We start from the raw sequence: 22,746 nt of genomic DNA on the forward strand, positions 1-22,746 counted from the left end.
GAAGGCGAGGAAGATGAGCAGCGAACAGCCCATCCCGTACCCGTTCCCGCGCCCGTCGGCCCTCGACGTGCCGGCGGAGCTGCGGGACCTGCGCGAGCGCCCGGTGGTGCCCGTGGTGCTGCCGAGCGGCGACCGGGCGGTGCTGGTGACGCGGTACGAGGACGTGCGGTCCGTGCTGACGGACCCGCGCGTCAGCCGCAACCTGAACCGCCCGGACGCGGCCCGCATGACCTCCAACAACAAGATGTTCCAGGACGAGCGGATGGACCCGGACCCGCCGGAGCACACCCGGGTGCGCCGGCTGGTGATGAAGGCGTTCACGGCCACGATGGTCGAGAACCTGCGCCCCAAGGTGCAGGAGATCGTGGACGAGCTGGTGACGAAGATGGAGCACGGGCCGTGCCCGGCCGACATCTCGGAGTCGCTGGCGTTCCCGCTGTCCATCCGGGTCATCTGCGACCTGCTGGGCGTGCCGGCGGAGGACCAGGACCGCTTCCGCGGCTGGACGGACCGGTTCCTGTCGACCGGCAAGTACTCGGGGCCGGAGATCGGCGCGGCCATGAAGGAGATCGGCGCCTACATGGGCCGGTTGATCGAGACCCGGCGGGCCGATCCCCGTGACGACCTGATCAGCGCGCTGACGCAGGTCCACGAGGACGACGACACCCGGCTGAGCGAGTACGAGCTGCACTGGTGGTGCCGGCTGCTGCTGCTGGTCGGCTACGAGACGACGGCCAGCCAGATCGGTTACCTGGTGGCGAAGGTGCTGGCCCATCCGGACCAGCTCGCCAAGCTGCGGGCGGACCTGTCGCTGGTGCCGGCCGCCGTCGAGGAGGTGCTGCGCTGGAAGCTGCTCAACGGCTCGCTGTCGATGCTGCGTTACGTCACCGAGGACATCGAGGTCGGCGGGGTGACGGTGCCGAAGGGGACGAGCATCATCCCGGCGGTCGAGTCGGCGAACTGGGACGAGAGCGTGTTCTCCTGCCCGCACGAGTTCGACGTCGACCGGGCCTACAACTATCACCTGACGTTCAGCGTGGGGCCGCACTTCTGCATCGGCGCGTCGCTGGCCCGCCTGGAGCTGCAGATCGTCCTGGACACCCTGCTGCGCAGGTTCCCGGACCTGCGGCTGGCCGTTCCCCCGGCCGAGCTGGGCCGCAGCGAGGGCACGCTGATCGGGGGGCTGCTCGAGATCCCGGTGGAGTGGTGAGCATGCGGGTGACGGTGGACCGCGACACCTGCTGCGGCAGCGGCCTGTGCGTGGCCGCGGTGCCGCAGGTGTTCGGCCACGACGACGAGACCGTCGTCGTGGTGAACGAGCCGCGGCCGCCGGCCGCCCTCGCGGACCTGGTCCGCGAGGCGGCCCGGCGCTGCCCGACGGGGACGATCCGGCTGCTCGACGACGAGTGAGCCACACGCGCGAAGAAGCTGCCGGCGGTGATCCGCCGGCAGCTTCTTTCGTCTGGTGGCCGCTCAGCCCTTCAGCAGGCGCGCCTCCACGTCGGGGTCCAGCGGGGCCAGCTCGTGGGCCGTGCGGTAGCCGCCCTGGGACGACTCCTCGGGCGTGTCCCCGCCCACCTCGCGCAGCCACTCCCAGGTGTCGGCCACGGTCTCCTTGACGGGCCGGCAGCGCAGCCCGGCGGCCACCGCCTTGGACACGTCGGTGCGGTGCAGCAGCTCGTGCATCTCGCCCGGCGGCAGCCAGCCCGGCAGGCCGGTCCACGGCCGGATGCCCGCCGCGAGGATCTGCTCGGGGTCGATCCAGCGCAGCTCGGCGCCGGCGCCGGTGACCTCGGCGCAGGCGGTGAGGAAGTCCTCCATCGTGGCGTGCTCGGGCGGGCACACCAGGTTGTAGACGCCGTGCAGGCCGCTCCCGGCGGCGTCCAGGGTCCAGGTGGCCAGGTCGCGGACGTCGATGTACTGCAGGGACGCGGTGCGGGGGCCCGGCGCGAGCTGGGGGCCGCCGCGGGCGGCGCGGCGCAGCCACCACGGCACCCGCCCGGAGTTCTCCCGGGGGCCGAAGATCAGCCCGGGGCGCACGCGCAGGGACCGCTCGCCCATCGCCTGCTCCGCGGCCACCTCGCCGCCCGCCTTGGCCTCCCGGTAGGCGACCTCGCCGTCGTCGGGCGAGCCGGCCACCACGGGCCGCTCCTCGGTGAGCGGCGCGGGCACGGGGAAGTCGTAGATGCCGCGGCTGGAGACGTAGGTGTAGTGGCCGATGCGGCCGTCCAGCAGCCGCAGCGTGTCGCGCACGACCCGCGGCGGGCCGGACCACGTGTCCACCGCCAGGTCCCACTCGCCCTGCGCGAGGGCCGCCATGCCGTCGGGCAGGGTCCGGTCGCCGTGCAGCGCCCGGACGCCGGGCGGCGGCTCGTGCCGCCCCCGGTGGAAGACCGTCACCTCCCATTCCCTGGCCAGCGCCGCCTCTGTCACGGCGCGGCCGACGAACTCGGTACCACCCAGCATCAAGATGCGCATCCGGTTCCTCATCATCTTCCGGCAATGGAATCGGTCCGCCCGGAGCCGCTGCTCACGCGCAGCGCCCCGGACGGGCAGAGCCGCTCCGCTCGGAGCGCCTTCTTCCGCGCGTCCCCGGAGGGGTCGGCGGTCAGCACGACGACCAGGCCGTTCTCGTCCTGGTCGAAGACGCCGGGCGCGGTCAGCGCGCACATGCCGGCGCCGATGCACACGTCCTGGTCTCCCTGGATCTCCATCGCTTCGCCTCCTCTCACCAGGTGACCGGCAGCGCGTCGATGCCCTGGATCGCGCCCGGCGGGCGGGGCGCCAGCTCCTCCGCGGGCACGGTCATGCGCAGCGTCGGGATGCGCTGCCACAGCGCCGTCAGCGCGATCTGCAGCTCCAGCCGGGCCAGGTTCTGGCCCAGGCACTGGTGGCGGCCGTAGCCGAAGGCGATGTGCCCGCCGGCGTCGCGGCCGGCGTCGAAGACGTCCGGGTTCTCGAAGACCTCGGCGTCCCGGTTGGCCAGCGAGGCGGGGACGAGGACGCCCTCCCCCGCCTTGATCACGACCCCGTCGATCTCGATGTCGGCGGTGGCGACCCGGATGTTGGCGCTGTCGGCGATCGACTGGTAGCGCAGCAGCTCCTCCACGGCGGGCACGATCGCCTCGGGGTCGGCCCGGATCGCGGCGAGCTGGTCCGGGTTCTCCATGAGCGTGACCGCGCCGAGGGAGATCATCGCCGCGGTGGTCTCGTGTCCCGCGATGAGCAGCGACATGGCCGCCAGCGCGAGGTCGTCGTCGGAGATCCGGCCGGTGCCGGCCAGTCGCCCGATGAGGCCGGCACCGTCCGGGGTCTTCTTGTACTCGGTCACCAGGTGCTCGAAGTAGGCGAGCAGCTCGGCGCCCGCCTGGCGGCCCTCCTCCGTGGAGAAGGTCCGCACGAGCCGCCTGATGGCGTCCTGGAAGAAGTCGCGGTCCTCCCAGGGGGCGCCGAGCAGGCGGCAGATCACCCGGAAGGGCACGGGCAGGGCGAAGTCCCGGTACAGGTCGGCGGGCGGGCCCTGCGCCAGCATGTCGTCAAGGGACTCGTGCACGATGCGCTCGATGTCGGCCCGCCGCTCGCGGACCTTCTTCAGCGTGAAGTCCGGCAGGAACATCCGCCGCTGGATGTCGTGCTCCGGCGGGTCCATGCCGATCAGCGCCTGGCGCTTGCGCTCGGTCAGCAGCTCGACCTGCACGGAGATGACGGGGAAGCCGGGGCGCCTGCGGTCGGACGAGAGTCTGGGGTCCTTCAGCAGCGTCCTGGCCTGGTCGTACCGGGTGACCAGCCACGCGAGCTGGCCGGCGTAGGTGGTCACCCGGCGCAGCGCCGGGCCCTGCCGCAGCTCCGCGTACGCCGGGGGTGGAAGGTGCGGGCAGACGCGGGCCTGCGGGAAGGCGGGCGGTGCTGTGGTCATCGCTTCTCCTGCTCGTGTCCTGAACAACCGGCCGGCGAGCGCATCAGTGTCCGCCGGCCACGTAGATCACTTGGCCGCTGACGTTCCCGTTGGCCTCCGAGCTCAGGAAGAGCACGGTGTTGGCGACGTCCGCGGGCGTCGACACCTTGCCGACGGGGCGGTCCTGGTTGAGCATGCGCTTGATCTGTACGTCGTCGAGCTCGGCGAACCTCGCCTGCTTGTCCTCGGGGAAGCGCCGCAGGAAGCCCCTGCTGACGGTGGCGCCGGGGGCGACCACGTTGACGAGGATGCCGTCGGGGGCCAGCTCGGTGGCGAGCGTGCGGCCGAGGCCGTGCAGCGCCATCTTGCTCGACACGAAGGCCTCGTCGCCGACGGCCCCGCGGGTGACGATGTTCGCCGAGATGAGGATGATGCGGCCCCAGCCCTGCCGGCGCATCGCGGGCAGGGCGGCCTGGACGGTGTGGAAGGAGCCCTCGACGTCGGCGCGCAGCAGCGGCGACCACTCCTCGGCCGGGATCTCCTCGAACGGCACGGGGGTGGTGCGGGTGCCGTCCTGCGCGGAGGCGCTGAGCACGAGGACGTCGAGCCGCCCCCACTCGGCCAGGACGCCCTCCACGGCCGAGCGGATGGCCGCCGGGTCGGCGAGGTCGTACTTGACGACCATGGCCTGCCCGCCGCGCTCGCCGATGGTGCGCGCCAGCTCCTCGGCGCGTGCGGCGTTGTGCCGGAAGGTCACCGCGACGCGGGCGCCCTCGGCCGCGAACGCCTCGGCCATGGCGGCTCCGATGGAACCGCTGCCTCCCGTGACCAGTACGACCTTGCCGGCGAGTCCCAGTTCCATGCTGGCTCCCTTCGATGTCTAGCGTCGCGGTGCCGCGTCGACGTCGGCTCGAATCCGACTGAAGCGGGCCCTGACGCGGGCCCTGAAGCGGACACTGATTGCGGGCACTGCTTCAGTAGCGGGTCCCGGCGGTGGCGCTCTGGACCACCGCGACCTGGTTGCCCTGGGTGTCGAAGGCGGTGCCCGTGCCCGAGGCCGTCCAGGTGGTGGCCGAGGTGAACCGGCCGGACTGCTGCACGCGGACCTCTCCGGTGTAGGTTCCGTCGTCGTCGGCGTACATGAAGTGGCGGAAGGTGAACTCGAAGCCCTGCGTGGTGGGGCGCCAGGAGCCGAGGCTCAGGTGGCCGGCGCCGGTGGTGGTGCCGAGGCAGATGCGGTCGGCGGTGAAGGCGAACAGGCCGTCCTCGCCGGGCCGGTTCGGGATGTCGAAGGTCACCTTGACGGCCCAGGTGCCGAGCAGCGGGCTGCCGAGCCGGTTCTCGGCCGTGTCACCGGTATCGGCGGTGGCGGCGGTGGCGCCGCCCAGCAGGCCGAGGCCGACCAGGGGGGCGAGGGTCCCGCCGCGGCTGAGCAGGCTGCGTCGGTTCAGTTCCGTTCTCATCCGAACTCCTTCCGAGCTCCAGGGGGCTCTCCTTTATCGGGCGTCCTGCTCGAGCGGCGGTCCAACCTGGGTCGTCCGCCGCTCGGCCGCTGCCTGCTCCGTCTTCGAGGCGTACCTGTGAGCCTGAACGAGCAGGCCCAGCTCCACCTCATAGAAGGGACAGCCCCGGCATGAAGCTCGGTGTCAACCTCTCCTACCTCGACGCGGTGGAGGTCGCGCGGGAGGCCGAACGGCTCGGTTACGACGTCGCGGTGGTCCCGGAGGGGTTCCGCGCGGACGGCGCGACCGTCCTCGGCGCCGTGGCCGCCGCGACCACGCGGATCGGCCTGGCCTCCGGCGTCTTCCAGATCCCCGGCCGCACGCCGGCCATGACCGCCCTGACCGCCTCGACGCTCGACACCCTGTCCGGCGGCCGGTTCCGGCTCGGGCTCGGGGTGTCGAACCCGGACATCTCCGAAGGCTGGCACGGCGTGCCGTTCCGCCGCCCGCTGGCCAGGACCAGGGAGTACGTGGACATCGTGCGCCGCACCCTGGCCCGCGAGTCGGTCACCCACGACGGCGCGCACTTCCGGCTGCCGCCCGAGGGCTGCGCGGCGGCGCCGCTGCGGCTCTACAGCGAGCCGGTGACCGAGCGGCTGCCGATCTACCTCGCCGCGGTCGCGCCCGGCGGCCTGGAGCTGGCCGGGGAGATCACCGACGGCTGGCTGGGCGCGTTCTCCCCGCCGGACGAGCTGCCCAAGGTCACCGAGTCGCTGCGCGCGGGCCGGCTGCGCGCCGGGCTGCCGATGGCCGGGTTCGAGGTGCTGTGCGGGGTCCCGATGGCGCTGGGCACCGAGGTGGACGTGGCGGCCGTGCCGATCCGCGGGTACCTGTCGCACTTCCTCGGCATGGGCGGGCGCAGCCGCAACATCTACCTGTCGCTGTTCGAGCGGATGGGCTACGGGCGGGAGACCGGCATCGTGCACGAGCGGATGTCCTCGGGCGACCCGCACGGCGCCGCGGCGGCGGTGCCGGCCGGCCTGGTGGACCGCATCTCGCTGCTCGGCTCCGCCGACCGGATCGCGGCCAGGATGCGGGCGTACGCCGAGCACGGCCTGACGACGCTGGTGATCTCGCCGTTCGGCGCGACGACGGCGGAGCGGATCGAGATCGTGCGGCTCGCGGCGACGGCGCTCCGCCGCGCCGGCCTGGCGGCCTGATCGCCATGAGCGACAGCGGAACGGGCCGGCGGCGGGGCGGGCTCCGCGGCCTGCGCGGCCTGCGCGGCAACCCGTGGGCGGTCATGACGACCACCTGCCTCGGCTACTTCATCACGATCCTGAACTCCACGTCGGTCAGCATCGCCGTGCCCCAGATCCAGGCCGGGCTGGGCGCGAGCCTCAGCGAGGTGCTGTGGGTGGTCGGCGGCTACGTGCTGGCGCTGGCGGCGCTGACCGTCACCGCCGGCCGGCTGGGCGACGTGGCGGGGCCGCGCAACGTGTTCCTGGCCGGGATGGCGGTGTTCACCGTCGCCTCGGCGCTGTGCGGGTTCGCCCAGTCGCCGTGGCAGCTCATCGGCGCCCGGCTGCTCCAGGGCGTCGGCGCCGCGCTGATCATCCCGCAGACGCTGACGATGATGACGCTCGTCATCCCGCAGGAGCGGCGGGGGCGGGCCAGCGCGGTGTGGGGGGTGACCGCCGGGCTGGCCGGGGTGGCCGGCCCGACGCTCGGCGGCCTGCTGGTCTCGACGGCCGGATGGCGCTCGGTGTTCGCGGTCAACCTGCCGGTCGGCGTGCTGATCATCGTCCTCACCCTGCTGCTGGTGCCGCCCGCGCAGTCGCAGCGGGCGGCCCGGCGGCTGAACGCGGCGGGCGCGGCCCTGGCCGGCGCCGGGCTCGGCGGGATCACGTTCGGCCTGCTGGAGGGCAAGGAGTACGGGTGGGGCACGGTCGTGTCGTTCGTGACCGTGCCGATGATCATCGGGGCGGGGGTCGTGCTGCTGGGCGCGTTCGTGCTGCACCAGCACCGGGCGCGCGAGCCGCTGGTGCCGACGCGACTGTTCGCCGACCGCACGTTCACGGTGATGACCGTCTCGATGGCCATCGTGTCGATGTGCGTGATCACGCTCTCGCTGGCCATGACGCTGTACCTGCAGTCGGTGCTCAGCATGTCGGCCGCGCACGCGGGGCTCACGCTGGCGCCGTGGGCGCTGGGCATGACGGTCGGGTTCCCGGTCACGGGCCGCATGGTCGACCGGTTCGGCGCCGAGCGGGTGCTGCTCGGCGGCATGATCGTGTACGCCACCGCCCTGGCCACCGTCGGGCTGCTGTGCCGGCCGGGCGTGAGCGGCGTCCTGCTCGTGGTGCCGCTCGCGGTGGCCGGGCTGTCGCAGTCGGCGGCCTTCGGCCCGATCACCGCGCTGGCGATGCGGGACGTCGGCCCCGACCTGGCGGGGGCGGCGTCCGGGGTGTTCAACACGATCCGCCAGACCGGCACGCTCATCGGGGTCTCCGTGCTGGGCACGGTGCTGCAGGCCCGGCTCGACGCCGCGACGGCGGCCGGGGCCGGGTTCGGGGCGACGTTCAGCGACGCGGTCCGGCTGACGCTGATCGGGTGCGCCGCGAGCGTGCTGCTCGCGGCGCTGGGCGGTTACCTCAACGGCCGCCGGGCGCGGGCGGTCAGCCCCGAACCCGTGCCACGGCCAGATGCAAGTCGGTCCCCGTCGGCGTGATGCCCTCGAAGTCCAGCCCGGCCCGCTCGAAGAGCGCCGCGTAGTCCTGCTCCGTGCGCTCCTTGCCGCCCATGACCAGCAGCATGTGCAGGTCCATGGACGGCACGAACTTGCTCTCCGGCGGATCCTGCAGCAGCGGGTCGGCGATGACGATCCGGGCCCCCGGCTTGGCCGAGGCGGCGACGTTGCGCAGGATCTGCTCGGAGTCGTCGTCCTCGTACATGTGCAGGGTCAGCTTGAAGACGTACACGTCGGCGTCGAACGGCACCTCGCGGAAGTAGTCGCCGGTCACCAGGGCGCAGCGCTCGGACAGCGGGCCGGACAGCAGCTCGTCGTCGACCACGGCCAGGGTGGGCTCGATGTCGAACCAGACGCCCGACAGGTGCGGGTTGTGCTCAAGGATGGCCCGCAGCAGCGTGCCCTCGCCGCCGCCCATGTCGGCGACCGTGCGGGCACCCTCCAGCGGCAGCGCCCGCACGAGCTGCGGGTTCATCTGGTCGGACCAGGACGTCATCCCGCGGAACATCCGCGCCTGCGCGTCGGGGTGGTCCTTGAGGTAGGTGAAGAAGTCGGTGCCGAAGACGTCGGGGAACAGGCACTTGCCGGCGCGGACGGCGTCGGCGAGCTTGCCCCACATCACCCAGCCCCAGTCGGCCGGGGTGAGCAGGGTGTGGATCAGGCCGCCCGGAGCGTCCCTGCGCATGCTCCGTGACATCTCCGTGTGCTGGTAGGCGTCCGGGGTGACCTGCTCGAAGATGCCGTACGCGGCGAGCGCGCGCAGCAGGCGGGCCAGGGCCTTCGGTTCCGCGTCGACCTTCGCGGCGATCTCGCGGACCGGGGTGGGCCCGTCGCCGACCGCGTCGGCCAGGCCCAGCTCCGCCGCCGCCCGCACGATCGCGGCGTCGTGCACCGAATTCGACAGGCGGCGAACCCTGGCCGCGGGAGAAGGTTCCGTTTTGCTGCTCATTTCCGCTTCCTCTCACCACGCGGTGGACGATGTGCCGCCTCATGCTGTGCTCGGCCGCTCGAACAGCGAGCGAGAGCAGGACGAGAGTCCAGCGCCGCTTGCGGGCGCCTTGAGCCGTGCCGCCCATCGTCGTCGGTGACGACATCCCGCCGTGCGTGACGGCATCTCGGAGAGCAGGAGATCATCGATGACGCTCAAGTTCCCGTTCGACTGGCCGCCCGGGGCCCAGCCGCCGGAGGAACTCGCCAAGCTCCGGGACGAGCCGGTGGTGCGGGCGGTCATGCCGAGCGGCGACCCGGTCTATCTGGTGACGCGCTACGCGGACGTCCGGGCGGTCCTGTCGGACCGGCGCGTGAGCCGCAACCGGGAGCGCCCCGGCGCGCCGCGCATGACCGCGGCGCCCAGGACCAAGATGTTCCAGAACCCGAAGATCGACCGGGACCCGCCCGAGCACACCCGCATGCGCCGGCTCATGACCAAGGCGTTCACCCCGTCGCGGATCGAGCGGCTGGGCCCGTACGTCGAGGAGGTGGTGGCGGAGCTGCTCGACCGCTGGCGCAGGCCGCCGGTGGACCTGGTCTCCGAATTCGCCCTGCCGCTGACGCTGCGGGTCATCTGCCGCCTGCTCGGCGTGCCGGTGGCCGACCAGGAGCGCTTCCGCACCGGCCTGGGCGAGGCGTGGCAGTACATCGGCGAGCTGATCGAGGCCAAGCGGGCGAACCCGGGCGACGACCTGATCAGCGAGCTGATCGAGGTGCACGACGACCAGGACGGCCGGCTGAGCACGCACGAGCTGCACGTGTGGAGCACGGTGCTGCTGATGGCCGGGCACGAGACGACCGCCGCCCAGATCGGCAGCGGCGCGGTGCTCCTCATGCGGCATCCCGACCAGCTCGCCCTGCTGCGCGAGCGGCCGGAGCGGATCCCGGACGCGGTGGAGGAGCTGCTGCGCTTCCAGGTGGCCGGCCACTCGCTGTCGATGCTGCGCTATGTCACCGAGGACATCGACGTCGGCGGCGTCACCATCCCGGCCGGCTCCGGCGTGGTGCCGGTGCTGGAGTCGGCCAACTTCGACGAGTCGGTCTTCCCTGACCCGCTGCGCTTCGACGTCACCAGGGACGCCAGGGACCAGATCGCGTTCAGCGCCGGACCGCACTACTGCCTGGGCGCGGCGCTGGCCAGGCTCGAGCTGCGGATCGCGTTCGCCGCGCTGATCGGCCGCTTCCCCGGCCTGCGGCTCGCGGTCGACGCCGGCGAGCTCAGGCACCACGACAACCCGCTCGAACTCGGCTTCGTCGAGGTTCCCGTCACCTGGTGAGCACTGGAGGAATGATGCGAGACGGCTACTACCTTTCGAGCTACCTGACCATCCCGGGGCTGCACCGGCTGGCGATGGTGTCCTACCGGCACGACAACAACATCTCCCTGTGGCGCAAGGACGGATCGCAGGTCCAGCTCCTCGGGCACTGGGAGTTCGAGCGGATGACCGGCCTGAAGCACCACCGCACGCCGTTCCTGAGCATGGAGGACCTGCGTGACTTCGTGAACGGCCTGATCGGCGCCTTCGGCGTGTCGCTCGACGACATGACGGAGGTGTGGGGCACCCCCGGGCTGGCCACGACGAACGACTACCACTTCGTCGAGGAGTACCCCGAGCTGTCCTTCCACAGCATCGCGCACCTCTACAGCGCGATGCTGCTGGACAGCGAGATCTTCTTCGACGGCGACATCCTCGCGCTCGCCGTGGACGGCGGCCCCGACCGGCTGCTCGACCAGCAGTACAAGCGGTTCTGGTTCACCGGCGCGGTCAGCCGCCGCGGCGTCGTGGAGACCTTCCCCGTCGCCTCGCCCGGCCTGCTCTACAGCACCGCCAAGGACCGGTTCAAGATGCGCGAGGGCACGCTGATGGCACTCGCGACGGCGACCACGGCCGCCGGGCGCTGCGACCGCCAGGCCATCCTCGACACGTACGACTTCACCGGCCTGGCCGCGCTGGAGGGCGCGCCGAAGGCGTTCGAGGAGATCGTGGCGCAGGTCAAGGAGAGCGCGGACGTCGATCCCGCGTTCACCGAGGAGGAGAGCTTCGTCAGCGCCGCCATGAAGGAGATCCAGGCGATCTCCGTGATGGCCATGGAGCGCAACATCGAGACCGCGCTGGAGCGCTTCGACCTCGACCCGGCGACCACGCACCTGGCGCTGGCCGGCGGCTACGCCCTCAACTGCCCCACCAACAGCCACCTCATGGCCAAGTACGGCTTCCGCGGCTTCCTCGCCCCGCCGTGCGTGGACGACGGCGGCCAGTCCGTCGGCATCGGCCTGGCCGCCTTCCACAAGAAGACCGGCGGCGAGCGGTTCACTTTCCGCTTCCCCGGCGCCTACCTCGGCCGCCAGGACGACGACCTCGACGGGGCGCTGGCCGAGTTCGGCGACTACGTGGCCGACGTCTCCGACCTGGACGAGGACCAGGCGGTGCGGGACATCCTGGCCGAGCCCATCGCCTGGTTCCACGGCCGCTCCGAGATCGGGCCGCGGGCGCTGGGCAACCGCAGCCTCATCGGCGACCCGACGTCACGGGCCGCCAAGGACGCGCTCAACCAGTTCAAGCTGCGCGAGTGGTGGCGGCCGGTCGCGCCCGTGGTGCTGGAGGAGCACCTGGGCGACTGGTTCGAGGACAGCCGGCCGTCGCCGTACATGCTGGAGACCTTCACCATCCGCGAGGAGCGCCGCGACCAGATCCAGGCGGTCGCGCACCTCGACTACTCCGCGCGCGTGCAGTCGCTCAACGCCGGGCAGAACCCGGCGCTGCACCGGCTGCTGACCGCCTTCCACCGGCACACCGGCGTGCCGATGCTGTGCAACACCTCGCTGAACGACAAGGGCGAGCCGATCATCGACACCATCCGGGAGGCCATGAACTTCTGCCTGCGCAGGAGGATCAGCGTCGGCTACTTCAACGGGCGGCGGGTGGCCTTCCACAACTTCGACGCCTACTCCGCCCAGGGGCCTTACCCGCGCACGCGGGAGCTGTTCGTCGAGATCCCGGAGAGCCGGGCCAGGGCCGTGCACGCCGAGCTGAACCCGTACGGGCTGCCGGAGCTGTACCTGCACGTGCTGTTCCTGGACCTGGCGCTGAGCGGGAAGTTCGACCTGCGCACGGAGGAGGGGGCGGCGGAGGCGTACGAGGCGGTGGACAGCCGGCTGCGCGCCGACCCGTCGCTGCGGCAGGCCGCCGAGCGCAGCATGCGCCGGGCGGAGCACCGCTTCACCACGTTCGGGCCGGACGCGCTGCTCAACCTGGAGCTGGGCGCGGTCCGCCAGATCACCGCCCCTGACAGGAATCAGTAACGGGCAGGAATCAGTGACGGGCCAGGGACGGTTGTAGCCCGGCCAGCGCGCCGGCCACCTCGGCCGGCGTCGCCTGGCCGCGCATCCCCTCCGCCAGCTCGCCGGCGGCGCGGCGCGGCTCGGGGTCGTCCAGCAGCCTGGACACCTCCTCCCGCACCGTCGCCGGCGCCAGGTCGGCCAGGCTGAGCACCGTCGCGGCCCCGGTGGCCGCGGCCCGCCCGGTGTGGCCGGCGTGGTCGGGCAGCTGCGGCACCAGCAGCATGGGCACCCCGGCCGCCAGCGCGGTGAGGATGCCGCCCGCGCCGCCGTGCCCGACGAAGGCGTCGCAGTCGCGCAGCACGTCCTTGATCGGGACGTCCACCACGACGCGCACGTCGTCCGGCAGGTCCTTGCGCGCGGCCAGCAGGTCCCGCTGGGCGGCCGAGACCGCCAGCACCACCTCCACGCCCGTGCCGGCCAGGGCGGCGGCGAGCCGGTCGGCGATGAAACGCTCCGGGTCCACCTTGGCGATGGTGTGCCCCCAGCTCACGCACACGCGCGGGCGCCGGCGCCGCTCGGGCGGCCGCCACGGCTGGTTCTCCGGGCCGTTGTAGGGCAGGTAACGCACCGGCAGCACCCGGTGCTCCCCAGGCAGCTGCATCGTCGCCGGCACCGGGTCCACGGTCACCGTCCCGTACGGGTCCACCGGCCCGGCGCCGAGCCGGTCCGCCAGCGGCGCCATCGCGTCCGGCAGCACGGCGCGCGCCCGCTGCAGCAGGTCGACACCGTAGAGCTGGCGCACCGCCGGCACCCCCGTGACCGCGGCGGCTATCGGGCCGGCCAGCGTCACCTGGTCGTACACCACGAGGTCGGCCCGCCACTCCCCGATCAGCCGGACGAGGTCGGCGGCCATCGACTCGGCGTGCGCCATCAGCATCCGCAGCACCCGCGGCCCCTTCCCCTCCCGCCGGGGCGCGGGCCCGTCGGCGCCGGGCAGCGGCAGCAGGTACTCGTGGACCATCCCGGCCGTGTCGACGTCCGTGCCCACCACCGCCGCCGGCAGGTCGGCGCGCAGGACGTCGCGGGTCAGGCCGGGCTCACTGGCGAAGATCACCTCGTGGCCGGCGGCCCGGCAGGCCCGTGCCAGCGGGACCAGCGCGTACAGATGCGAGGGCCAGGCCCAGGTCGTGAACACCACCCGCATGGGGCATCTCCTCCTCGGCAGTCAGCGGGGCGCCCGGGACCGTCCGCCGCCGGCGCGCCCTCCTGCGCCGACCATGGCACCGCACCCTGGAGCCTCGCTGGAGCGCGGCACCGCCGAACGTCGAGCGGGCCCGGTCATCGTGGCGGGGTGAGCGAACCACGTACCGCCCTGATCACCGGGGCCAACCGAGGGCTGGGGCACGCGACCGCCGCCGAGCTGCACCGGCGGGGGCTGCGGGTCGTCGTGACCGCACGGGACGCCGGCGAGGCCGCCGAGGCGGCCGCGCGCATCGGCCCGGACGTGCTCTCCCATCCGCTCGACGTCACCGACCAGGCCGGCGTCGAGCGGGCGGCGAAGGAGCTCGGGCCCGTGGACGTGCTCGTCTGCAACGCGGGCGTGCTGCTCGACACGGGCGACGACCCGCTGTCGGTGCCGCTGGAGCGGGTGGCGCGGACGCTGGAGGTCAACCTGCTGGGCGGCTGGCGGGTGGCCCAGGCGTTCGTGCCGGGGATGGTGGCCAGGGGCTGGGGGCGGGTGGTCTTCGTCTCCAGCGGCACCGGGTCGTTCAGCGTGGGGCTGTGGACGGGGGCGCCGGCGTACTCGGTGTCCAAGACCGCCGTCAACGGGCTGACCACCATGCTCGCCACCTGCACCAAGGGCACGGGCGTGCTGGTCAACGCGGTCAACCCCGGGCAGACGAGGACCAGGATGGTGCCCACGGCCGAGCGCACGCCCGAGGAGGCGGCCACGGACATCGCGGACGCGGCCACCCTGCCCGACGACGGGCCGACGGGCGTGTTCCTGCGCGGCGACCGGCAGATCGGCTGGTGACCGCGCTGGAACCGGCTCCGGCGCTGGAGCTGGCTTCGAGCACCCTTCCACTGCCCGCAACGACCATCGCAGCAGTTTTCCGATCACCTTCGCAGGAGGCCAGAACGTGCACCGGACACTGATCGTCGCCAAGCTGAGGAGCGCCGACAACACCGGGCCGATCGCCGACACGTTCGGCGAGTCCGACGCGACCGAGCTGCCCCACATGGTGGGGGTGAGCCGGCGGACCCTGTTCCACTTCCACGACCTGTACTTCCACCTCGTGGAGGCGGACCAGGACATCTCCCCCAACCTCTACAAGGCGCGCAGCCACCCGCTCTATGAGGACATCAACGCGCGGCTGGCGAAGCTGGTCGCGCCGTACGACCCGAACTGGAAGGAGCCGAAGGACGCGATGGCGACCCCGTTCTACGTATGGACCTCGGAGGAGGGCAGGATCCAGTGACCGCAGCAGAGACGAGCCCCGCCAAGACCGTGAAGCCCGCCGTGGTGAAGGCCGCGGAGGTGGCGCCGAACCGCCGCCGCGGCGGCGACATCCGGGTCACGCTCAGCCCGAAGACGACCGCGTGCACCTCCGGGTTCGGGGGCGTGCTGTACCTCGGGGCCGGCGAGCACGTGGCCGAGCACTACCACCCGTACTCGGAGGAGTTCCTGCACGTGATCGCCGGCGAGCTGGAGATGAAGCTGGACGGCGAGCCGGTCCGGATCGGGCCGGGCGACTCGCTGCTGGTGCCGATCAACGTGCGCCACCGCCTGGTGAACGTCGGGGACGTCGAGGCGCACGTGGTCTTCCACCTGTCGCCGCTGGCGCCCCGCCCCGACCTCGGGCACGTGGACACCGAGGAGCTGCCGGCACCCCACGAGCCCGGCCCGCAGGTCGGAGGGCCGCGTTGAGCAGACAGGCGGTGATCACCGGGATCGGCGTCGTCGCGCCCGGCGGCATCGGGCGCGAGGCGTTCTGGAGCCTGCTGACCGCCGGACGCACCGCCACCCGGCGGATCACGCTGTTCGACCCGAGCGCGTTCCGCTCGCAGATCGCGGCCGAGGTGGACTTCGACCCGAAGGCGGCGGGGCTGTCGGCGCAGCAGATCAGGCGCATGGACCGGGCGGCGCAGTTCGCCACGGTGTGCACCAGGGAGGCGGTCGCCGACAGCGGCCTCGACCTGTCGGGCGTCGAGCCCGACCGGGTCGGCGTCTCGATCGGCAGCGCGGTGGGCTGCACGATGGGCCTGGAGGAGGAGTACACGGTCCTGGCCGACGAGGGCCGCCGCTGGCTGGTGGACCACACCTACGGGGTGCCGCACCTGTACGGCTACATGGTGCCCAGCACGCTGGCCGTCGAGGTGGCCTGGGAGGCGGGCGCGGAGGGCCCGTCGGCGCTGATCTCGACGGGCTGCACGTCGGGCCTGGACGCGGTGGGGCACGGCGCGGTGCTGATCGAGGAGGGCTCGGCCGACGTGGTGATCGCGGGCGCGACGGACGCGCCGCTGTCGCCCATCACGTCGGCGTGCTTCGACGCGATCCGGGCGACGTCGCCGAACAACGACGACCCGGAGCACGCCTCGCGGCCCTTCGACGCCAAGCGGGACGGGTTCGTGCTCGGCGAGGGCTCGGCCGTGATGGTGCTGGAGGAGGCCGAGGCGGCGCGGCGGCGGGGGGCGCGGGTGTACGCCCGCGTCGCCGGCTTCGCCAGCCGCAGCAACGCCTTCCACATGACCGGTCTCAAGCCGGACGGGCGGGAGATGGCCGAGGCCATCCGGGTGGCGCTGGACCAGGCGAGGCTGGACCCGTCGGACATCGACTACATCAACGCCCACGGGTCGGGCACGCGGCAGAACGACCGGCACGAGACGGCGGCGTTCAAGCGCAGCCTGGGGCAGCGCGCCTACGAGATCCCGGCCAGCTCCATCAAGTCGATGGTGGGCCACTCGCTGGGCGCGATCGGCTCGCTGGAGGTGGCGGCGTGCGCGCTGGCGCTGGAAAGGCAGGTCGTGCCGCCGACGGCGAATCTGCATCATCGTGACCCTGAGTGCGATCTGGACTATGTGCCGCTCACGGCCAGGGAGCACGAGATGGACGCGGTGCTGAGCGTCGGCAGCGGTTTCGGCGGCTTTCAAAGCGCAATGGTGCTCGCTCGCCCCGCTTAGTGGCCCATTCCCTGAGTCGGCACTCAGGATTGGCCATTCCGCTCTAATAAAGTTATCGGAGAATGTCAAGATCACCGAGGGGGAGATCCCTGAAACCAGGGTCTCCCCCTGACCCGTCTCAGGACCCCTTCCGGCTCCGGGATCTTCATTTCCCCAGGCCAGCCGGGGCATTGATCAGTAAGGCTTACTTTCTGATGGAAGATTTGACCCCTAGTCAAGCCCCAGTCAATTAAGGGATTGATTCAGGGTTTTCCCCGAGGCGCATTACTCGGGGTGAGTCATACTGTTAGTCAAGCATCCGTCATAATCCGTGGGCTCAGTGATCTTCGAGTCATTTTCAAGATCCAACCACCCGCGTCTGCTAAGTTCATCTAGGAAAGAGATCGTCCAACGTGGCCGCAGGACGACGGGGGCAACTCTCGTCCTCGCGGGTTCCCACGTTCTCGGGCAGGCAGACGCGTGGCGTGCGTCATCAGTGACGCAGAGCCAATGGATGCAGGGGACGGTGCGTGTGGTGGAAATCAATCTGCTCGGTCCGATGGAAGTGCTCCGGCACGGCGTCGTACTGACGCCGTCGGCTCCCAAACTGCGCACCGTGCTCAGTTTGCTGGCCGTCCAGTCGAGCATTGTCGTCCGAACCGACAAAATCATCGAGGAGCTTTGGGAGGACAACCCCCCGGCGAGCGTCACCACCACTCTGCAGACCTACATCTACCAATTAAGGAAACTGCTGCGCCTGGGCACCCCGCCCCACATGGCGGGCGCCGGCGACACCCCCGCGGACGCCGCCCTGCGCACCTCTCCTTACGGGTACGCGCTCATCCTCGACTCCGACATGCTCGACACCATGCGGTTCGAGCGGCTGTCAGACCAGGGCAGGCGGGAGCTGGAGGCCGGCGACATGAACGCCGCCGCCGAGACCCTCTCCCACGCCCTGCGCCTGTGGCGGGGGCCCGCGCTGGTCGACGTCGGCCACGGCCCCGTGCTGCGCGCCGAGGGCCTGCGGCTGGAGGAGATGTACAAGAACGCCCTCGAACGCCGCATCGAGGCGGACCTGCACCTGGGCCGACATCATGAGCTGCTCGGCGAGCTCACCCGTCTGGCCGCCGAGCAGCCCACTCACGAAGGGTTCCAGGCCAAGCTGATGCTGGCGCTGCACCGCGCCGGCCGCCGCTCGGAGGCGCTCAAGGTCTACCAGCGCACCCGCAGCGCCCTGGCCAGGGAGCTCGGTCTCGACCCGTCCAACGATCTGGAACAACTGCACCGCGCCGTGCTGGCCGCCGACGAGAGCCTCGCCCTGCCGCGCCAGCGCACCCCCGTGCGGATCAGCCGCACCCGCCCGCCGCGCCAGCTCCCCCCGGAGGGCACCGCGCTCGTGGGCCGGCAACCGCAGGTCGCCGCGCTGCTCTCGGCCCTGTCGGCGCGCCAGCACCACGCGCCGCCGGTCGTCGTCATCACCGGCCCGCCCGGGTCGGGCAAGTCCGCCCTGTGCAAGCAGGTCGGGCACCGCGCCAACGGCCCGTACACCGACGCCCAGCTCTACGCGCGCCTGGTGGACGCCCAGGGCCGCCCGGCCGACCCGCGCGACGTGCTCGCCGAGTTCCTGCGCGCCCTCGACGTTCCCGAGGACCGCATCCCGGCGACGCGCAGCGAGCGCTGCCGCCTCTTCCGCACCTGGACCGCCGACCGGCGGGTGCTGGTCACGCTCGACGACGTCGTGCGCACCGACCAGCTCCTGCCGCTGGTGCCGGCCAGCCCCGACTGCGCGGTCCTGGTCACCGCCCGCAGGCAGCTCTACGCACCCGAGATCACGGCCACCGTCGAGGTGGGCCCGCTGACCGCCGAAGAGGGGCTGCGGCTGCTCACCAACGTGCTGGGCAAGCACCGCATCTCCCAGGACGAGGCGGCCGCCCGCGAGCTGGTCCGCCTGTGCGACGGCCTGCCGGCCGCCCTCCAGGCCGCCGCGGCGCGGCTGCAGCTGCGGCCGCACTGGCCGATCAGCAAGCTGGTCAAGGGGCTGCGCGGGGAGACGGCGGGCCCCGGCAACGGCGGCAACCAGGACCTCGTGCTCTACTCCAGGGTGGAGCGCAGTTACCGGCTCACGTCGCCGGCCGTGCAGTCCGCCTTCCGCGTGCTCACCCGCTTCGAGGTCGACGCGTTCACCCCGCGACGGGCCGCGCGGCTGCTGCGCATCTCCGAGGTGCAGACCGAGGCGCTGCTCGACGAGCTCGTGGAGTTCCAGCTCATGACGGCCGAGCCGGGCGACGGGGACGACCTGCTGCAGTACCGCTTCCTGCCCAGCGTGCGGGCGGCCGGGCGGCGGCTGCCCGCCGACGAGCGCGACGCGCTGCTGAGCCCGGTCTACCAGACCGTGCCCGCGACCGTACCGGCGACGTGCGCCGCGATCGGCGACGCTTGCGTCAGCGAGCTGGGCGCGCAGCCCGAGCGGGCGCCGGTCTCCTCCTGAAGGAAGCAGTAAGAAGGGGTGCCGCCACCGGCGGCACCCCTTCACTGTGCCGTCACTTCGCCAGCAGGGACGTGGTGTGCGTGCCCTCGCGGAAGGCCGGCTCGGCCAGCACCGAGCGCAGCAGTTCCTTCGTCGTACGGATGCCGCGCCCGTCGATGCGGAACTCCGCCAGCGCCCGCTCCATCCTGGCGATGGCCTGCTCGCGGTCCGGCGCCCAGGCGATCACCTTGGCCAGCAGCGAGTCGTAGTCGGGCGGCACCCGGTAGCCCGCGTAGGCGTGGGTGTCCACGCGCAGGAACGGGCCGCCGGGCGGCACGAACTCGGTCAGCTCGCCCGCGCACGGCGCGAAGTCGCGCTGCGGGTCCTCGGCGTTGATCCGGCACTCCACGGCCACGCCGCGCGGGCGCACGTCCTCCTGGCGGAAGGACAGCGGCCGGCCCGCGGCGACGCACAGCTGCTCGCGCACGAGGTCGATCCCGGTCACGGCCTCCGTGACCGGGTGCTCCACCTGGATGCGCGAGTTCACCTCGATGAAGGCGAACTCCTCGCCGCTCACCAGGAACTCGAACGTGCCGGCGCCGGTGAAGCCGGCCGCCTTGGCGCCGGCGACCGCCGCCTCGGCGAGCCGGTCGGCCAGCCCCGGCGACACGCCGGGCGCGGGCGTCTCCTCGATCAGCTTCTGGTGGCGCCGCTGCACGGAGCAGTCCCGGTTGCCCAGGGCCACCACCGTGCCGTGCTCGTCGGCGAGCACCTGCACCTCGACGTGCTTGGCCCGCTCCATGAACCGCTCCAGGTACACCCGGCCGTCGCCGAACACCGCCCGCGCGGCGGCGCTCGTGGCGCGGAAGGTGGCCGCCAGGTCCTCCATGCGGCGCACCACCGACATGCCGCGCCCGCCGCCGCCCGCCGCCGCCTTGATGATCAGCGGGAAGCCGATCCGGTGCCCGGCGGCCAGCACGTCGGCGGCGTTGCCCACCGGCTCGGGCGTGCCCTCCAGCACCGGCAGGCCGGCGTCGGCCATGATGCTCCTGGCCAGCGCCTTGTCGCCGAGCCTGGCCATGACCTCCGGCCGGGCGCCGACGAAGACCAGGCCGTTGGCCGCGCAGATCTCCGCGAAGTCGGGGTCCTCCGACAGGAACCCGTACCCCGGGTGCACGGCCTGCGCCCCGGTGCGCAGCGCCGCCTCGATGATCGCCGGCGGGTAGAGGTAGGAGCGCTTGGCCGGGCCGGGGCCGATGCGCGTCGCGACGTCCGCGGCGCGCACGGCGGCGGAGTCGCCGTCCACCGCGGAGTGGACGACGACGGTCCTGATGCCCATCTCCCGGCAGGTGCGCACGATCCGCAGCGCGATCTCGCCCCGGTTGGCGACCAGCACGGTGTCGAACGGCCGGTCCGGGTTGCCGCTCATGCGCCTGCGTCCGGCTCGATGCCCGGCTCTGTGCCCGGCTCGATCACGATCAGCGGCTGGTCGTACTCGACGCCCTCCGCGTCGCCGACCAGGATCCGCGCCACCCGGCCGCCGACGTCGGCGAGCACCGGGTTCATCAGCTTCATCGCCTCGACGATGGCCACCTGCTGGTTCGCCTCGACGAGGTCGCCGACCTCCACGAACGGTTTCGCGCCCGGCTCCGGCTGCCGGTAGAAGGTGCCGACCAGCTCGGCGCGCACCACGTGACCGGGCGGCTCCTCGTCGGGCTGCTCGGCGGGCGGCTCGGGAGCCGGCTCCCCTGCCACCACGGGCGACCACTCGACCTCGATGCTCGCGCCGCCCAGCCGCACGCACGCCCTGCTCGGCGAGCGCGGCGAGGCGTGCACCGCCTCGGCCAGCCCCTGGCAGAGGATCGCCACCGCGTCCCGCACGCCCAGCTCGGCCAGCGCTCCGTCCCACGGGCCCGGCTGCGGCGCGCCGTCCCAGGCGGCCGGTCGCCGGGCGTCGTCCCACGTGCCCGCTTGCCGGGCACCGTCCAACGTGGCGCCCGCTTGCCGGGCACCGTCCAACGTGGCGCCCGGCTGGCGGGCACCGTCCCACGCGCTCGGTTGCCGCGCGTCCGTCATACCGCCACCCTTTCCCTGTACGTGCCGAACCAGCGAAGCCGCCGCCGCCGGGCCTCCCGCAGCGCGGCACCGTCCTGCTCGCGCAGCTCCCGCAGCGCGCACACCACCGCGTCGCGCACCAGCTCGCTGGCCACCGCCGGGTCGCGGTGCGCGCCGCCCGCCGGCTCCGGCACGACGCCGTCCACGATGCCGTTCGACAGCAGCGTGCCGGCGTCGACGCCGAGCGCGGCGGCCGCGGCGGGCGCGGCCTCGCCGCTGCGCCACAGGATCGCCGCGCAGCCCTCGGGGCTGATCACGGAGAAGATCGCGTTCTCGCACAGCAGCAGCCGGTCGGCCACCGCCAGCGCCAGCGCGCCGCCGCTGCCGCCCTCGCCCGTGATCACGCTGACCACGGGCACGTCGAGCGAGCCCATCACGCGCAGGCACTCGGCGATCGCGTGCGCCTGGCCGTGCCGCTCCGCCTCCAGCCCCGGATGCGCGCCCGGCGTGTCCACGAGCGTGACCACCGGCACCCGCAGCTTCGCGGCCAGCCGCATGAGGCGGACCGCCTTGCGGTAACCGGCCGGCGACGGCATGCCGAAGTCGCGGCGGACCAGCTCCTGGGTGGTGTGGCCCTTCTGGTGGCCGATGAGCATCACCGGCAGGCCCTCCAGCTCGGCCAGCCCGCCCACCACGGCCGGGCAGTCCGCGCCGGCCCGGTCGCCGCGCAGCTCGACGAACTCCGAGCCCCAGGCGGCGACGTGGTCGAGGGCGGTCGGCCGGCCCAGGTCGCGGGCGAGGCCCACCACCTGCTCCACCGGCCGCCGCGACAGCAGCTCCGGCTCGCGGATCACCGGGTCCGTCACCTCCGGGCCCCACTCCGGGTCCGGCGGCGAGCCCAGCGCCAGCAGCGACTCCAGCACCTGCGGCAGCTCGCCGCGCGGCACGACCCCGTCGAGCAGGCCGTGGTCGAGCAGGAACTCCGCGGTCTGGAAACCCTCCGGCAGCTTCTGCCGGATCGTCTGCTCGATCACCCGCGGCCCCGCGAACCCCATCCTGGCGGCGGGCTCGGCGAGAATCACGTCCGAGAGCGTCGAGAACGACGCGGCCACCCCGCCGTAGGTCGGGTCGGTCACCAGGGTGATCGTCAGCAGGCCCGCCTCGTCGAGGGCCGCCATCGCGTTGCTCGTCCTGGCCATCTGCAGCAGGGAGAAGGCGCCCTCCTGCATGCGGGCGCCGCCCGACGCGGTGACGACCACCAGCGGCAGCCGGTGCTTGAGCGCCTCCTCCGCCGCGGTCACGATCGCCTCGCCCTCGGCGGCGCCCATGCTGCCGCCGAGGTAGCGGAAGTCCATGACCGCCAGCACCACGCCGCGGCCGCGCACGGTGCCGCGCACCACCCGCACCGCGCAGTCCATCCCGGTGCGGGACCGCGCCGCGTCCAGCCGGTCGGTGTACGGGACGAGGTCCTCGAACGCGAGCGGGTCGTGCACCGACGGGCCCGGCTCGACCGGCGTGCCCGAGCCCGCGTCGAGCAGCCGCTCCAGCCGCTGCTCCGCGGTGAGCTGCCCGTGCTTGCCACAGTCGGGGCACACCATCGACAGGCGGTCGAACCGCTTGCGGTAGACCAGCATCCCGCACCCCGAGCAGGACAGCCAGTCCGTCAGATCCATCGTCGTCTTCATGGTCCCCTTCGGAACGGAT

At 72.7% G+C, this 22,746-nt stretch carries 21 protein-coding genes; 11 read left to right on the top strand and 10 right to left on the bottom strand.

Going from position 1 to position 22,746, the window contains the following annotated elements; genetic code table 11:
- Positions 1–13 precede the first annotated feature (13 nt).
- A complete protein-coding gene (locus HCN51_RS40555; RefSeq protein ID WP_080040098.1) occupies positions 14–1,210 on the top strand; it encodes a cytochrome P450 in 1,197 nt (398 codons plus the stop codon).
- Positions 1,211–1,212: 2 nt separating this feature from the next.
- Positions 1,213–1,410, top strand: coding sequence for a ferredoxin (locus tag HCN51_RS40560; RefSeq protein ID WP_080040099.1), 198 nt, complete (start codon positions 1,213–1,215; stop codon positions 1,408–1,410).
- Between the two features lie 63 nt (positions 1,411–1,473).
- On the opposite strand, the gene HCN51_RS40565 is transcribed toward HCN51_RS40560, so the two are convergent.
- The 5 genes from HCN51_RS40565 to HCN51_RS40585 form a co-directional block, all read right to left on the bottom strand.
- Positions 1,474–2,478, bottom strand: a complete 1,005-nt coding sequence (locus tag HCN51_RS40565) for an NAD-dependent epimerase/dehydratase family protein (RefSeq protein WP_168017362.1) — start codon at positions 2,476–2,478, stop codon at positions 1,474–1,476.
- Positions 2,479–2,489: 11 nt separating this feature from the next.
- A complete protein-coding gene (locus HCN51_RS40570) occupies positions 2,490–2,714 on the bottom strand; it encodes a ferredoxin (RefSeq protein WP_080040101.1) in 225 nt (74 codons plus the stop codon).
- Between the two features lie 14 nt (positions 2,715–2,728).
- Positions 2,729–3,916, bottom strand: a complete 1,188-nt coding sequence (locus HCN51_RS40575) for a cytochrome P450 (RefSeq protein WP_080040102.1) — start codon at positions 3,914–3,916, stop codon at positions 2,729–2,731.
- Between the two features lie 43 nt (positions 3,917–3,959).
- A complete protein-coding gene (locus HCN51_RS40580; RefSeq protein ID WP_168017363.1) occupies positions 3,960–4,757 on the bottom strand; it encodes an SDR family NAD(P)-dependent oxidoreductase in 798 nt (265 codons plus the stop codon).
- 112 nt (positions 4,758–4,869) lie between these two features.
- Entirely contained in the window at positions 4,870–5,358 is a 489-nt protein-coding gene (locus tag HCN51_RS40585) for a hypothetical protein (RefSeq protein ID WP_080040104.1), read from the bottom strand.
- 170 nt (positions 5,359–5,528) lie between these two features.
- Between HCN51_RS40585 and HCN51_RS40590 the strand changes: the two genes are divergently transcribed.
- Both HCN51_RS40590 and HCN51_RS40595 read left to right on the top strand, forming a co-directional pair.
- Positions 5,529–6,557, top strand: a complete 1,029-nt coding sequence (locus HCN51_RS40590; protein WP_168017364.1) for an LLM class flavin-dependent oxidoreductase — start codon at positions 5,529–5,531, stop codon at positions 6,555–6,557.
- A 5-nt stretch (positions 6,558–6,562) separates the two neighbouring features.
- The gene (locus tag HCN51_RS40595) at positions 6,563–8,068 is read left to right on the top strand and encodes a DHA2 family efflux MFS transporter permease subunit (RefSeq protein WP_168017365.1); all 1,506 of its coding nucleotides are present in this window, start codon (positions 6,563–6,565) and stop codon (positions 8,066–8,068) included.
- Here the strand turns inward: HCN51_RS40595 and HCN51_RS40600 are convergent.
- Positions 8,016–9,035 (bottom strand): methyltransferase, encoded by a 1,020-nt coding sequence (locus HCN51_RS40600; protein WP_080040107.1) that lies wholly within the window; start codon positions 9,033–9,035, stop codon positions 8,016–8,018. The genes HCN51_RS40595 and HCN51_RS40600 overlap by 53 nt on opposite strands.
- Before the next feature lie 187 nt (positions 9,036–9,222).
- Between HCN51_RS40600 and HCN51_RS40605 the strand changes: the two genes are divergently transcribed.
- Both HCN51_RS40605 and HCN51_RS62615 read left to right on the top strand, forming a co-directional pair.
- Positions 9,223–10,353 carry a cytochrome P450 gene (locus tag HCN51_RS40605; protein ID WP_168017366.1) on the top strand — a complete coding sequence of 377 codons (1,131 nt, stop codon included), beginning with the start codon at positions 9,223–9,225 and terminating at the stop codon, positions 10,351–10,353.
- A complete protein-coding gene (locus HCN51_RS62615; RefSeq protein ID WP_168017367.1) occupies positions 10,350–12,380 on the top strand; it encodes a carbamoyltransferase C-terminal domain-containing protein in 2,031 nt (676 codons plus the stop codon). The genes HCN51_RS40605 and HCN51_RS62615 overlap by 4 nt, the downstream gene beginning before the upstream one ends.
- Positions 12,381–12,390: 10 nt before the next feature.
- Here the strand turns inward: HCN51_RS62615 and HCN51_RS40615 are convergent, their stop codons facing one another.
- Positions 12,391–13,563: a nucleotide disphospho-sugar-binding domain-containing protein gene (locus HCN51_RS40615; protein ID WP_168017368.1), complete on the bottom strand. Its 1,173-nt coding sequence runs from the start codon at positions 13,561–13,563 to the stop codon at positions 12,391–12,393.
- 147 nt (positions 13,564–13,710) lie between these two features.
- Here HCN51_RS40615 and HCN51_RS40620 point away from each other — a divergent pair, with 147 nt between their 5' ends.
- The 5 genes from HCN51_RS40620 (at position 13,711) to HCN51_RS40640 (ending at position 19,008) form a co-directional block, all read left to right on the top strand.
- On the top strand, positions 13,711–14,394 hold the full coding sequence (locus tag HCN51_RS40620) for an SDR family NAD(P)-dependent oxidoreductase (RefSeq protein WP_346433972.1): 684 nt from the start codon (positions 13,711–13,713) through the stop codon (positions 14,392–14,394).
- A gap of 106 nt (positions 14,395–14,500) precedes the next feature.
- On the top strand, positions 14,501–14,839 hold the full coding sequence (locus tag HCN51_RS40625) for a TcmI family type II polyketide cyclase (RefSeq protein ID WP_080040112.1): 339 nt from the start codon (positions 14,501–14,503) through the stop codon (positions 14,837–14,839).
- Positions 14,836–15,288 carry a cupin domain-containing protein gene (locus HCN51_RS40630; protein ID WP_346433973.1) on the top strand — a complete coding sequence of 151 codons (453 nt, stop codon included), beginning with the start codon at positions 14,836–14,838 and terminating at the stop codon, positions 15,286–15,288. The genes HCN51_RS40625 and HCN51_RS40630 overlap by 4 nt, the downstream gene beginning before the upstream one ends.
- On the top strand, positions 15,285–16,541 hold the full coding sequence (locus tag HCN51_RS40635; RefSeq protein ID WP_168017371.1) for a beta-ketoacyl-[acyl-carrier-protein] synthase family protein: 1,257 nt from the start codon (positions 15,285–15,287) through the stop codon (positions 16,539–16,541). Before HCN51_RS40630 ends, HCN51_RS40635 begins: the two co-directional genes overlap by 4 nt.
- Positions 16,542–17,079: 538 nt before the next feature.
- The gene (locus HCN51_RS40640) at positions 17,080–19,008 is read left to right on the top strand and encodes an AfsR/SARP family transcriptional regulator (protein ID WP_168017372.1); all 1,929 of its coding nucleotides are present in this window, start codon (positions 17,080–17,082) and stop codon (positions 19,006–19,008) included.
- A 52-nt stretch (positions 19,009–19,060) separates the two neighbouring features.
- On the opposite strand, the gene HCN51_RS40645 is transcribed toward HCN51_RS40640, so the two are convergent.
- The 3 genes from HCN51_RS40645 to accA are packed head-to-tail and all read right to left on the bottom strand — an operon-like array spanning position 19,061 to position 22,727.
- A complete protein-coding gene (locus tag HCN51_RS40645) occupies positions 19,061–20,416 on the bottom strand; it encodes an acetyl-CoA carboxylase biotin carboxylase subunit (RefSeq protein WP_080040116.1) in 1,356 nt (451 codons plus the stop codon).
- The gene (locus tag HCN51_RS40650; protein ID WP_168017373.1) at positions 20,413–21,063 is read right to left on the bottom strand and encodes an acetyl-CoA carboxylase biotin carboxyl carrier protein; all 651 of its coding nucleotides are present in this window, start codon (positions 21,061–21,063) and stop codon (positions 20,413–20,415) included. The genes HCN51_RS40645 and HCN51_RS40650 overlap by 4 nt, the downstream gene beginning before the upstream one ends.
- Positions 21,060–22,727 (bottom strand): acetyl-CoA carboxylase carboxyltransferase subunit alpha/beta, encoded by a 1,668-nt coding sequence (gene accA / locus HCN51_RS40655; protein WP_206068457.1) that lies wholly within the window; start codon positions 22,725–22,727, stop codon positions 21,060–21,062. The genes HCN51_RS40650 and accA overlap by 4 nt, the downstream gene beginning before the upstream one ends.
- Positions 22,728–22,746: the final 19 nt, after the last annotated feature.

This window comes from Nonomuraea composti (assembly GCF_012034275.1).
In the GTDB taxonomy this organism is placed as follows: Bacteria; Actinomycetota; Actinomycetes; order Streptosporangiales; family Streptosporangiaceae; genus Nonomuraea; species Nonomuraea composti.

Coding starts and splice junctions, on each gene's coding strand:
- HCN51_RS40585 (WP_080040104.1), bottom strand. CDS start 5,358: ATGAGAACGGAACTGAACCGACGCAGCCTGCTCAGCCGCGGCGGGACC.
- HCN51_RS40570 (WP_080040101.1), bottom strand. CDS start 2,714: ATGGAGATCCAGGGAGACCAGGACGTGTGCATCGGCGCCGGCATGTGC.
- HCN51_RS40600 (WP_080040107.1), bottom strand. CDS start 9,035: ATGAGCAGCAAAACGGAACCTTCTCCCGCGGCCAGGGTTCGCCGCCTG.
- HCN51_RS40580 (WP_168017363.1), bottom strand. CDS start 4,757: ATGGAACTGGGACTCGCCGGCAAGGTCGTACTGGTCACGGGAGGCAGC.
- HCN51_RS40640 (WP_168017372.1), top strand. CDS start 17,080: ATGGAAGTGCTCCGGCACGGCGTCGTACTGACGCCGTCGGCTCCCAAA.
- HCN51_RS40555 (WP_080040098.1), top strand. CDS start 14: ATGAGCAGCGAACAGCCCATCCCGTACCCGTTCCCGCGCCCGTCGGCC.
- HCN51_RS40615 (WP_168017368.1), bottom strand. CDS start 13,563: ATGCGGGTGGTGTTCACGACCTGGGCCTGGCCCTCGCATCTGTACGCG.
- HCN51_RS40560 (WP_080040099.1), top strand. CDS start 1,213: ATGCGGGTGACGGTGGACCGCGACACCTGCTGCGGCAGCGGCCTGTGC.
- HCN51_RS40595 (WP_168017365.1), top strand. CDS start 6,563: ATGAGCGACAGCGGAACGGGCCGGCGGCGGGGCGGGCTCCGCGGCCTG.
- HCN51_RS40645 (WP_080040116.1), bottom strand. CDS start 20,416: ATGAGCGGCAACCCGGACCGGCCGTTCGACACCGTGCTGGTCGCCAAC.
- HCN51_RS40565 (WP_168017362.1), bottom strand. CDS start 2,478: ATGCGCATCTTGATGCTGGGTGGTACCGAGTTCGTCGGCCGCGCCGTG.
- accA (WP_206068457.1), bottom strand. CDS start 22,727: ATGAAGACGACGATGGATCTGACGGACTGGCTGTCCTGCTCGGGGTGC.
- HCN51_RS40590 (WP_168017364.1), top strand. CDS start 5,529: ATGAAGCTCGGTGTCAACCTCTCCTACCTCGACGCGGTGGAGGTCGCG.
- HCN51_RS40650 (WP_168017373.1), bottom strand. CDS start 21,063: ATGACGGACGCGCGGCAACCGAGCGCGTGGGACGGTGCCCGCCAGCCG.
- HCN51_RS40575 (WP_080040102.1), bottom strand. CDS start 3,916: ATGACCACAGCACCGCCCGCCTTCCCGCAGGCCCGCGTCTGCCCGCAC.
- HCN51_RS40605 (WP_168017366.1), top strand. CDS start 9,223: ATGACGCTCAAGTTCCCGTTCGACTGGCCGCCCGGGGCCCAGCCGCCG.